Here is an 11,543-nt window from a genome sequence, read left to right as displayed (position 1 = left end):
TTGGGCATAAGCAGAATTATTCATAAAGAACGCAGTCACAGCAGCAGAAAATGCGATGATTTTGTTGTTACTTTTCGGTTTCAGATTAATTAAACTTTGCATATCTCACTCTTATTAAAATTCTAGATAATATTTTTTATATAAATAAACATATTGTATTTATAACTAATGCTATTGTTACTATTTTGTAAATAGCAGTGTAACAAGTTGGGTTGCAGAACCTGCGATGACAACACCGATTGCCCACCGTACAAATGTGTCTTTTCCGATGTAGCGTCCTGCATAGCCAATTGCTAAACATAAAAGTATAACAGCAGCAGCAATAGGGATAATTGCTTTCAAGTCTTTCTGTAAATCTGTTAGAGCGTTCGATGCATTTTTTAGAACGGATGGTTGGGCATAAGCAGAATTATTCATAAAGAACGCAGTCACAGCAGCAGAAAATGCGATGATTTTGTTGTTACTTTTCGATTTGAGATTAATTAAATTTTGCATATCTCACTCTTATTAAAATTCTAAATAATATTTTTATACAAATAAACATATTGTATTTTATAATTTATAATTAATGCCATTATTATGTTGTTTTAAATAGCAGTGAAACAAGTTGGGCTGCTGAACCTGCGATAACGACCCCGATTGCCCACCGTACAAATGTGTCTTTTCCGATGTAGCGTCCTGCATAACCAATTGCTAAGCATAATAGTATAATAGCAGCAGCAATAGGTATAATTTTTTCAATATCGCCTTGTAAACCCTTTAGAGCTGTCTCCGCATTTTTTAAAGTTTTTGCTTGGGCTTGTGCATGAGCTGAACTACCCATAAAAAACACAGTTAAAGCTGCAGACAATGCAGCAATTTTATTACGAGCTGTTGTGTGAAGAATATTTAATTGTTTCATGTTCTTTATCCTGATTAAGATTAAAACTCCCACAAATGACCCCTCTTTCATGAAGAAACTTAAAGAGATATTTTGGATCAGCCCAAGTTCTTAGTTTTCCTCTTTGTGTAAGTAATGTATATTTATTTGGCTTTCCGGTAATTGGATCATCAGAAATAAATGTGAAATACCATTCTCTTTCTGAAAGCATCACGACTGTAATCTCACGTGCTGCTTTTTGACTAAATGCCATATCAACGCTGTTTTGTTCTATCATTTTCATTATCTTTGCCCTCAATTAGAAGAGATTTTGTTCAATCTTACTAATTAGAGCTTTAACATTTTCTTATCTACCTTTCATTATAATATCCTATCAAAATTCTAGGTTTTCGTGAAAATATCAGTCATCACTCAGTGATCTTCTCGATGAAGAAAAATCTTCAGCTGAAAAAGCATCTCTGGCGCTACTTTCTTTATGTGTAAATGCATCTTCTTCTCCTTTTGAAGAGAGAGAAAGAGAATCTACTTTAGTTGTCTGTTCTGGTTCTTCTTTTTTTAGCTTTACAGGCTCCTGCAAGTCTTCATTTCCTCGTACAGCAGCTTTTATTCCAATATATGAAGTAACTTTTTGCATACGGGTGTGGCTTGAGTTTTCTGTATTGTAAAAATTCAGCACAGACTGCAAAGTCGCTTTTTCAAAGACGCACTTTGATGTTGTTTGTTCATAGCAGTAAGTTAAAGCGCTTTGTGCAGCTGTAAGATTTCTGCAAAAATCAAATGCATCAAAAAGAGAAAACAATTTCACATTTCCAACACCAATTTGCCCTAAAATTATGTTAAAATTATGTTCACTCTGTTCAGCTGTTGCGATTGTTTCCTTAAGCTGAGATGATTGATAGAAGAAGTTATCTTTATCATCTGTTACATAGACATTGTCCCGCGCTTCTTGTTTGGCGATAACTGAAAATGCTATGGGGGGCGTATTGGATATGTATGCAGCAGCAAAAAATGTGAAATCTGGAACAATCATTAGCAATACACCTTATTACGAAGAATTTTATTAATACAAATGCTAATTCTGTGTTGTGCTTTTTCTCGTTGTCTTTTGATTTTATAAATTTGCAGAATGAGATTGTTTAGCTTAGAATATTCCTTGTGATTATTGCTTTGTTTTCTTCTAAGAATATTTCTAATATATGCGAATATCCAACCAACAAGATAAAAGTGTGGAATAAAATAGAGCACATTGCGCCAACCAATATTATTCGAATCACGAAGAAAGGCGCTGCTTTTAAAAAATAATAATCTTTGATACTGTATTGAAGCTGCTTGTTTTATATAATCCTCTAGTTGCAAAAATCTTTTCAAAAAAAATTTATACGAAGTAAAAAGCCGTTGTGTATGAGGGGAGGTTTTCTTGTCATAATGAACTACACTATCATTATACAGAGAGGGCTTGTTCTTTGTTGCGTATTGCCATAACTTATAGAGTGACGATTTATATTTACTTTTGACTACTGATTCATAAGATTCAGAGAGGTGTGATGGCGCTTGAGCACTGCATTTAGTAGTTTCAGCAATTGAACTGAAAAAAGATGCAGTGGTGGTAATTGATATACCAATAAACAGCTCTTTGTGGTCCAAAGCACATCTCCGTCAAAGTGATATATGTATCGTAATTTTAATTTCGATAATAAATAGACAGAAATTGTCTATAATTGTGTTTAAAATATGGCAAGAAAAGATTCTTTTTTGCAAGGGGAGTAATTAAGGTGAATGATCTCAAAAATATGAATTTTGATGAGCTACAAGAGATGCGTACACAAATCGATGTGGAATTAAAAAAACGGCAAGCAAAGGAAAAGCAAAATGCGCGACGAAAAATTCTTGAAATTGCTAATGCCCATGGAATTGATATCGCTGATCTTGTGAGCAAAGAGCGCCATTATAGAAATCCCAATAACCAATGGGAATTATGGAATGGGCGTGGACGTAGACCTAAGTGGATTAAAGAGTGGTTGGAGAATGGGTATACACTTGATGAACTCGAAGTAACGTAACACGTGTGCGATCTTTACAAGATAAGGGAATACCAAGGAATGTAAATGCAAGAAGTATGCTCTTTTGGGTAATTTAATTGTATAAATATACTGAACGAATATATTAAAGTATTGAGTTACCAAATACAATGATAGGGAGCGTGAACAATTTATTTAAATGCAAAAGGTCTTGTTGTCATAATCTGGCAAGCATAATGATGATGCCAGATTGGAATATTGTAATTGCTTTTGGCATGTGAGAGAGGGGGGATATTTTACTTCTTTTTATTGTTTATTTACAAAAATGGTCGAAATGAGAATAATTTATTGCATAGGGATTTTAACTCAATATGTAAAATGATAATTTTATCAATTAATATGTTAATAAATTAGCATACTTATATTTTTGAAATACTGTTCTGTAGAACAAGCCTGATGTTATAGATTTTGTTTGGTCTTTTTTCTGTAAGATTATATATGAGGCATTTACTTTATTTATCGTTCGTTTAGTTGAGATGAGTGAGTATGTAGAAAAATGGAAAATTTCTATGGCTGTTATGGGTTTTATAGAATTTATGACATATTTCTGAGCGTTTGTGATTAAAATTCATTTATGAGCGTTTATGAATAATGAATAAAGAGTGTATTTGAAAATAAAAGGATTGGATCATTTCTATTGCGGTTTATCTTCTTTTATGGTGTGAAATAGGGGGGTATGCAGGTTTACAATTGTGTGTGATGGTATAGAGTACGGAATACTTTGTTATATATTGGAATATTTTTTCTAAAGTCGTGTGGTATTCCACAATAAGTTAAAGAGTTTGTCTGAGAAGCAGAATGCCCCAAACGGAATACATTTATGTTTCCAATTTACGCGCTTTTTTAAAAGAAAATTTTTCAATGCAACTAAGCTTATTTTATGGCGCTTCTCGTGAATAGTATAACGTAAAAGCCCCTATGATCATATAAAATTCATTGTACACCACCATTTTTACTTCAATAAAAAGTATAAGCCGGCGTCCTTATACACTTTACTCGCCTCCAATATTGCTAAAGTCCTTAGTTCTTGAGAGAGGGAGGCTTTTGTCGCTTTGTTTAATTGTTTTATTTATACGACACTTTCGCTTGTGATGTGCAAGCGAATGATTTTGATTGCTTCAACATGAGAGAGATTTGAAATAAGGGTATTTTATGATCTTTAGATTTCTCACTCAATATGAGAACAATGAACTTATTATTATAAATAAAAGTGTTGTGTGCTTAAAAAGTCTTGTTTATTTTATTATGCCGTGAAATGGCTTCTTTTAAGGTGTGGTGATATAAAGCAACAACCTCTCTGAGATATTAAACGTTTTTTTCAGTGCGTAGTGAATACTCTCATAATGTAGCTTGCTTGTCGAGTTTTATATTAAGTGAAATATAGGAGGAGGAAGTCAAGAAAAAATTACTCGACAGGAATCCAGTTTGTAAACAGATTGGATGAGATAAGAATTTTTTGTTCTTTGAAGGAGGAAGGCAAAGGTTGTAAAAAAAGTGAAATAGTATGAATTTTTTCTTAAAGTGGGAAGCCGTGTAGAAGACGTGGGGCATTTGGAGAGAGTCCGGCAGCTTCTTGAATGAAGTATTTTTTTATTTTTGGTGCTTGATTAATGATTCCAAGTCCGGTATCGCGGAGCATCCGTAAAAGAAGGCTATCATTAGAAAAGAGTTTATTAAGCCAATCATTGCTTAAAGCCATACGGACAATTTCAAAACGTCTCCAGCTTTGATAGCGCTCTAAAGCCGTGAGGGAGCCAATGTCAAGACCTAGTCGTGCTGTTTCAATAATCACTTCAGCCAGCGCAGCGCTATCGCGTAATCCTAAATTGAGTCCTTGTCCTGCAATGGGGTGGATGGTATGGGCGGCATCGCCAACGAGAGCAAAACGTGGTTTAACGCATTGACGTGTTAAAGAAAGACTCAAAGGAAAAGCTTGACGTTCGCCATCCCAAGAGAGTTTGCCTAATCGATGGCCAATGCGTCTTTCGAGTTCTGTTTCAAAAATAAGTGTATCAGCTTTGAGATAATATTGCGCAGTTTTATGATCTTCATTCCACACAATGGCGGATCGGTTGCCTTTGAGAGGGAGAAGAGCAAAAGGACCGGCAGGTAAAAAATGTTGAATTGCTTGACCATTATGGGGTTTTTCATGTTCAACTGTGCAGATGATTGCTGTTTGTTTATAGGGATGAGAAAAATTTTTCAGACCAGCTTTTTGGCGTAATTTCGAATGGGCTCCGTCAGCTGCAATAAGCAATTTTGTTTGCCAAACCTCTTCATTATTTAAAGTGACGGTTGTATGTTGATCTTCTTGATGAAAATCAATGACACGGGTGTTTGTAATAACAGGGATATTGAGACCTTTGACACGTTTTTTTAAAGTGTTGATGAGTTCTCTATGCTCTACCATAGCAGCAAAGGGCTCGCCGGGATTAATGTCGCCTTCAAAGGTTAAAAGAGTGGGTTTGACAGGATCATTTGTGCTTGTATCTGTGATGATCATTGAATGAATGGGTTGCGCATAGGGTTTTATAGATTCCCAACATTGTAATTGTTTTAACATACGAATAGAAGCAGCAGCAAGGGCAATGGTTCGTATGTTAGAAGCAGCGGGATCTCCTTGTGGAGCAGCATCAACGATTTTTATTTTCAGATTAGGGGCTGTTTGCTTGAGTGCTATCGCTAGGGTTAAACCGACAGCTGCCCCCCCTGCAATGAGCAGATCACATTGTTTAGTTTTATGAGATTTAATTTTTTTATTGGGTTGTACATTTTTATTGCGATTAGAACACACAATACTTCTTCCATTGTTTATAGTTTGCTTTCTTTTAAAAAGAATATCTTTTTACATTGCTAAAATATCTTAACCTTTACTTTTCTCTCTGCTTTACAAAAACGAGGTTTCTTTTTAGCGCCAATCTGATGACAGATTGGTTTTTCAGAGTTTTTCTGCTTAATCATTTATGTGATTCATCTTACAGATTTATCGGATAAGCTTTTTTAAATATCTTCTTCAATTCTTTTTACACTTGGTTGATAAAAAAGAAAACTAAAAATAAACAAAGATGGTTGTGTATTTTTTTAGTTGTGTGAGTTGCTTCAGTATGCTTGTCCTGAAAGGGGCCATTTCGTTAGTATGATAGATAAAAATAGATAAAAAATTGTGGTCATTCGTGATGGTTAAAACAGTATTCATATTTTGCCGTTATCATGGTGTAGCGTAAAAAATATTATTTGTTTAGGAAGGTGCCTATAGCACCCATGTAACACTTTACACATGAGGTGTTTTTTGGTTGATCGTTTGATAAATATTCAGGGAGAGCTTTTTGTGCGCCTTATGAAGGATTGTCTCTTAGGGTGGTGGTATATGAATGATATGAAGTGGTTAGAAGGTAGAACGCGCTAGATAAGAAGTCGGATTGTTTACAGGCGATTTGTTTACAAATCGGCACAGAGTTTAAGCTTCATGCTTTTTTTAGAGAGAGAGGGAGTTATAACTCTTTAAAATATGAAAGTTTTGTATTTGGAATTGATAGATGCACCGAAGTTCTTCTCCTTATGATTCATTAGAAGTGCGAAATTCTCAAGGTTCGCGTCTTATTGAGATGTTTTTACGTCAGATAGGAGTATTTATTGGGCTCGGGCTTTTGGGCTTTATTATTTTTTGTGTGTTTGCTTTGGCGACGTGGAATGTTGCGGATCCATCTTTAACCCATGCAAGTACAAATGAGGTTACAAACCTTATGGGGTGGATGGGGGCAATTTTTTCAGATTTTATTATGCAGTTTTTTGGCTTGGCAAGTCTTTCTGTTTTGTTGCCACCGTTATTTTGGTCTTTTCTCTTGTTGGCGCAAAAGAATATCTACAATTTGACTTTGCGCTTTTTTTTATGGGTGCTATCAACGATTTGTTTTTTAATTGCTTTTGCCCTTATGTCACCTGTTGCTTCTTTTACTTATTGGCCATTGCCAATGGGATTGGGAGGGGTTTTAGGAGATAAAGTTTTAAGTGTTGCTTCTTCAGTCTTTCCTCTTTTTCTTTCTCCTCCTTACACGGTGTTTTTCAGTGTTGTTTTTATTCTTTTAGGTTTTTTCACCGCTGCTTTTGCTGGTAATGTGATATGGCGGCGTCGAACAAAGAAAAGAAAAGAAAAAAGCATTCCAAAAGACGAAATCGTTAATCCAGCCTTTGAGTTGGAAGAAGATACGGAATATGCCGCAGAGGAGGATCGTGAAAATCATGGTTTTTTTGCGACAACTTGTGGCGCTCTTTTGCATCTTTTTTATTTTTTACAAGCGCGTTTTTTTCGTTTATTCTGTTTCAAAAGGCGTTTTCAGAGTAAAGGGCAAGGAAAGCCATTTGATCGGATTGAGCCAACTTTTTTAGGTGAAAAAGTAAAGTGTGAGGAAAATCAAAATAAAGCCTATGTTTCTCCTGTTAAAAATCGAAAGTCTTTAACAGCTTCTTCAAAGGGTGGTTTTGTTCTTCCTCTTGTAGATTATCTTTCGGTTCCACCACCGTCTGTTAAGGATGCAAAACTTTCTCCTGCTGTTTTAAGAGCAAATTCTCAGGAGCTTGAAGGGGTTTTGTTAGATTTTGGGGTCAAAGGAAAAATTATAGATGCTTGTCCTGGACCGGTGGTAACTTTGTATGAATTTGAACCGGCAGCAGGCATTAAGTCTTCCCGTATCATTGGTTTGGCAGATGATATTGCACGCTCGATGCGTGCGATTTCGGCGCGTGTTGCGGTGGTTCCAGGACGTAATGTTATTGGAATAGAATTGCCCAATGCAAAGCGTGAGATGGTTTATTTACGAGAAATGTTGCAGGCGCAAGAATTTATTGACAGCAAAGCCAAGCTAGGACTTGCTTTGGGTAAGACAATCGGGGGGGAAGCTGTTGTTGCAGATTTAGCAAAAATGCCCCATCTTTTGGTTGCTGGTACAACAGGATCGGGAAAGTCTGTTGCTATCAATACAATGATTTTATCATTGCTTTATCGTATGACACCTGAACAATGTCGTCTCATTATGGTGGACCCGAAAATGCTTGAGCTTTCGGTTTATGATGGCATTCCCCATTTATTAACACCCGTGGTGACAGACCCTAAAAAAGCCGTGATTGCTTTAAAGTGGGCTGTTCGTGAAATGGAAGAACGCTATAGTAAAATGTCAAAACTAGGCGTTCGTAATATTGATGGGTTTAATGCACGTCTTAGGGAAGCTGCAAGTCAGGGAGAGACAATGGTGCGGACAATTCAAGTTGGATTTGATCGCGAGACTGGTGAGCCTCTTTATGAAACGGAAACACTTGATTTTAGTCCTATGCCCTATATTGTTGTCATTATTGATGAAATGGCTGATTTGATGATGGTTGCTGGTAAAGATATTGAAGGAGCGGTTCAACGTTTAGCACAAATGGCACGTGCTGCCGGTATCCATGTAATTATGGCGACACAGCGTCCTTCTGTCGATGTTATTACTGGGACGATCAAAGCCAATTTTCCTACACGTATTTCTTTTTCTGTGAGTTCAAAAATTGATAGCCGAACAATTTTAGGCGAACAGGGGGCCGAGCAATTATTGGGACAAGGAGATATGCTCTTTATGATGGGAGGAGGACGTATTCAGCGTGTGCATGGGCCTTTTGTTGCGGATGATGAAGTGGAGCAGGTTGTTGCGCATCTCAAAGCGCAAGCACGACCGGATTATTTAGAAACAATTACGCAAGAAGTTGAAGAGGATGGTGCTGATGTTTCTTTGTCTTCTCCTTCAGAAGATGATCCCTATAGTCAAGCTGTTGCTATTGTGCTTCGTGATCGTAAGGCTTCGACCTCTTATATTCAACGCCGTTTAGGCATTGGTTATAACCGCGCTGCGACATTGATTGAGAGGATGGAAGAAGAAGGTATTATTAGTCCAGCAAATCACGCAGGGAAACGAGAAATTTTAGTGCCTGCTGAAGAAGAGCGCTTTTGAAAAATCTTTATAGTTGTTTTTTATAATACCTTGTAAAACAAGTGTTTATCCTATTGTATCGTAGAAATTCTGCATTTTCATATACCAGCTCTCAATTTGCGATAGCTCCTTGGTACTTGAGACTCCTTATAAGGGGATTCTTTATCTTATATAACTTTTATCCATACACCAACCTTGCTTGTAACGTGCAAGCAAATGATTTGAATTGATTCAATATGAGAGAGTATGTGATGAAAGAATCTTATTGTCTTTGGCGTTATGATTTAAGTTAAAAAGATAAATTATTATAAATCAATATCTTGGTATAAAATAATGTCATTGCGAGTGTAGAGGGGGGTAAAAGCATGTAAGGTTTGGTATTTAAGTGTCTTTTTAAGTGCGCTCTAAATATTTAGGGCAAGGCTGATCTGTCGAGTCTTAATATAAATGAATTATATGGGGTGGGAAGCTAAGTGAAATTTGCTAAACTCCAAACTGTTTACAGAGTGGTTCGGATGAAGATTTTTATTCTTTTGGGTGGGAAGGAAGTCAAAAAAGCATTTTTGATACTTAAAAGAGCTTTCAGGTTCGCGAGTAATATGTTTAGTCCTTAATCCATTATGTATTGACTATAATTTATGTTGCTTCATAGATTAGGGGTGGGAAAGAATATATTATGCGTTTAGAAAATCAGCAGATAAGCAGGAAAATTTGATGATTTCGGAAACATAAACGCAGACTGGTTATTTGGAAACGATACCGAAAGAGATCGCAAGAAATAGAGGGATGTTTCTTTAGCAGATGATTCCTATTGTCAAGCTGTTGCTATTATGCTTCGTGATCGTAAGGCTTCAACTTCTTATATTCAATGTCGTTTAGGCATTGGTTATAACTGTGCCGCCACATTGATCGAAAGGATAGAAGAAGAAGGCATCATTAGTCCAGCTAATGATATGGGTAAGCGAAAAATTTTGGAGACTGTCGAAGAAGAATACTTTTAAAAATCTTTTGATATTTTTTTCAAACAATATCTTTATCTTATAAAGAAGGGTATTTATTCGTCGTTGATCACTTAAGTTATGAATTATAAAGTCAATTAAGTATTGCTTGGGAGCATTTTTTATGAAAACGTCTTTTTTACCGCAAAGAAGAGTCTTTGGGTTGGTGGGAATTATTATCTTTTGGTGTTTAACTGTTCCTGTTTTTTCGCAAGCATCTAATAAAGTGATAAAGGCGCAAAATGTTGTGAATCACTTTGCGGCAATCAAAACAATGACAGGTGATTTTATTCAGTTTAGTCCAAAGGGAAAAATGTCTCAGGGGACATTTTATTTAGAGCGCCCAGGGAAAATTCGTTTCATTTACAAAAAAATGCCTTTACAGATTATTTCAGATGGCCAATTTGTGGGTATTAACAATCGGGCTTTGAATACTTGGAACTTTTCACAACTTTCGCAAACGCCAATGAAGTTTTTGTTGGATGATAAAATTGATGTATCTTCTGGGCGCTTGTTCGCATTTCGCGAAGATCCAGGGGCTGTGACGATTGTTCTGCGTGATAAAACGATTGGGGCAGGGCAAATAAGGATGGTTTTTGATTCTAAAGGCTCTGCTTTGCGACAGTGGACAATTGTTGACCAACAAAATTTGGAAACTACTGTGCAGATTATGAATGTGCGGACAGACGTCCGGTTCGCTAATGGGATGTTCACGCTTCCTTCGAAGAAATGAAGAAAGAGTGTTACGTCATTGGGATTAAAACAAATGTTCTTTCGTATTGCGACTTGGAATATTAATTCTATTCGTTTGCGTCTTGCACAGGTTTTTCAGTATTTGGAACTCTTTTCCGCAGATGTTTTGTGTCTACAGGAAACAAAATGTCCAGATGCTTTATTTCCAGTGGAGGCTTTTGAAGCAGCGGGTTATAAGCATATCGCATTGAGTGGACAAAAATCTTATAACGGGGTGGCTATTGTTTCTCGTTTGCCTTTTAAAAAGGTAGAAAAACGTTTTTTTTGCCAAAACCAAGATTGCCGTTATATCTCAGTTATTGTGGAAGCCCATGGGAGAAGCTTGCGGATTCATAATTTTTATGTTCCTGCTGGGGGAGATATCCCTGATGCTGATGTGAATGAAAAGTTTCGTCATAAGCTTGATTTTTTAGAAGAAATGTCCTCCATTCGTGCGGATCAAGGCGATGGTCTTTCTTCTCTTTTGGTGGGAGATTTAAATATTGCTCCTTTGGCAGAGGATGTTTGGTCTCATCAGCAATTGTTGAAGGTTGTAAGCCATACTCCCATTGAAACCGAGCGTTTACAGGATTTGTGTTGTCAAGGTGGATGGATTGATCTGATGCGGTTGCATATTCCTGTTCCTACCAAGCTTTACACATGGTGGAGTTATCGTGCTCGCGATTGGGCATTTACCGATTATGGGCGGCGGCTTGACCATGTTTGGTCTTCTCAAGATTTAGCCCCTTTTGTTGTAGATCTTTCGATTTTTCGTGATGCGCGCGGATGGGAACGTCCTTCAGATCATATTCCTGTGCAAACTGTATTTGATTTTTCACGTCAAGTTTGAAATAAGAGGTAAATAAAGTATTAATATTAAATAATGATTCTGAAAGAA

10 protein-coding genes and 1 pseudogene are annotated in these 11,543 nt (G+C 36.6%); 5 read left to right on the top strand and 6 right to left on the bottom strand.

Annotation, left to right across the window (positions count from 1 at the left end; genetic code table 11):
• Positions 1-180: 180 nt before the first annotated feature.
• The 5 genes from trwL (ACFINH_RS02730) to ACFINH_RS02710 all read right to left on the bottom strand — a co-directional run bounded on the left by trwL (ACFINH_RS02730) (position 181) and on the right by ACFINH_RS02710 (position 2,524).
• On the bottom strand, positions 181-495 hold the full coding sequence (gene trwL, locus ACFINH_RS02730; RefSeq protein ID WP_375632087.1) for a VirB2 family type IV secretion system major pilin TrwL: 315 nt from the start codon (positions 493-495) through the stop codon (positions 181-183).
• A gap of 82 nt (positions 496-577) precedes the next feature.
• On the bottom strand, positions 578-901 hold the full coding sequence (gene trwL, locus ACFINH_RS02725; protein WP_375632086.1) for a VirB2 family type IV secretion system major pilin TrwL: 324 nt from the start codon (positions 899-901) through the stop codon (positions 578-580).
• Positions 864-1,163: a KorA family transcriptional regulator gene (gene korA, locus ACFINH_RS02720; RefSeq protein ID WP_375613158.1), complete on the bottom strand. Its 300-nt coding sequence runs from the start codon at positions 1,161-1,163 to the stop codon at positions 864-866. Before korA ends, trwL (ACFINH_RS02725) begins: the two co-directional genes overlap by 38 nt.
• 117 nt (positions 1,164-1,280) lie before the next feature.
• Positions 1,281-1,910, bottom strand: a complete 630-nt coding sequence (locus tag ACFINH_RS02715) for a TrwN protein (RefSeq protein WP_375632085.1) — start codon at positions 1,908-1,910, stop codon at positions 1,281-1,283.
• A complete protein-coding gene (locus tag ACFINH_RS02710; protein ID WP_375632084.1) occupies positions 1,910-2,524 on the bottom strand; it encodes a hypothetical protein in 615 nt (204 codons plus the stop codon). The genes ACFINH_RS02715 and ACFINH_RS02710 overlap by 1 nt, the downstream gene beginning before the upstream one ends.
• Positions 2,525-2,652: 128 nt before the next feature.
• Here ACFINH_RS02710 and ACFINH_RS02705 point away from each other — a divergent pair, with 128 nt between their 5' ends.
• Positions 2,653-2,940, top strand: coding sequence for an H-NS family nucleoid-associated regulatory protein (locus ACFINH_RS02705; protein ID WP_015857007.1), 288 nt, complete (start codon positions 2,653-2,655; stop codon positions 2,938-2,940).
• A gap of 1,534 nt (positions 2,941-4,474) precedes the next feature.
• Here ACFINH_RS02705 and ACFINH_RS02700 read toward each other — a convergent pair.
• On the bottom strand, positions 4,475-5,752 hold the full coding sequence (locus ACFINH_RS02700; protein WP_375632083.1) for a ubiquinone biosynthesis hydroxylase: 1,278 nt from the start codon (positions 5,750-5,752) through the stop codon (positions 4,475-4,477).
• 742 nt (positions 5,753-6,494) lie between these two features.
• Between ACFINH_RS02700 and ACFINH_RS02695 the strand changes: the two genes are divergently transcribed.
• The 4 genes and pseudogenes from ACFINH_RS02695 (at position 6,495) to ACFINH_RS02680 (ending at position 11,495) form a co-directional block, all read left to right on the top strand.
• Positions 6,495-8,936 (top strand): DNA translocase FtsK 4TM domain-containing protein, encoded by a 2,442-nt coding sequence (locus tag ACFINH_RS02695; RefSeq protein WP_375632082.1) that lies wholly within the window; start codon positions 6,495-6,497, stop codon positions 8,934-8,936.
• A 723-nt stretch (positions 8,937-9,659) separates the two neighbouring features.
• A pseudogene (locus tag ACFINH_RS02690) lies at positions 9,660-9,916 on the top strand (DNA translocase FtsK); the annotation flags it as partial.
• Positions 9,917-10,037: 121 nt separating this feature from the next.
• A complete protein-coding gene (locus ACFINH_RS02685; protein WP_375617820.1) occupies positions 10,038-10,646 on the top strand; it encodes an outer membrane lipoprotein carrier protein LolA in 609 nt (202 codons plus the stop codon).
• A 33-nt stretch (positions 10,647-10,679) separates the two neighbouring features.
• The gene (locus ACFINH_RS02680; protein WP_375632081.1) at positions 10,680-11,495 is read left to right on the top strand and encodes an exodeoxyribonuclease III; all 816 of its coding nucleotides are present in this window, start codon (positions 10,680-10,682) and stop codon (positions 11,493-11,495) included.
• Positions 11,496-11,543: the final 48 nt, after the last annotated feature.

The sequence above is a fragment of the Bartonella sp. AA74HLJMH genome, assembly GCF_042197045.1.
Lineage (GTDB): Bacteria > Pseudomonadota > Alphaproteobacteria > Rhizobiales > Rhizobiaceae > Bartonella.
This window is presented reverse-complemented; position numbering and strand designations above follow the sequence as displayed.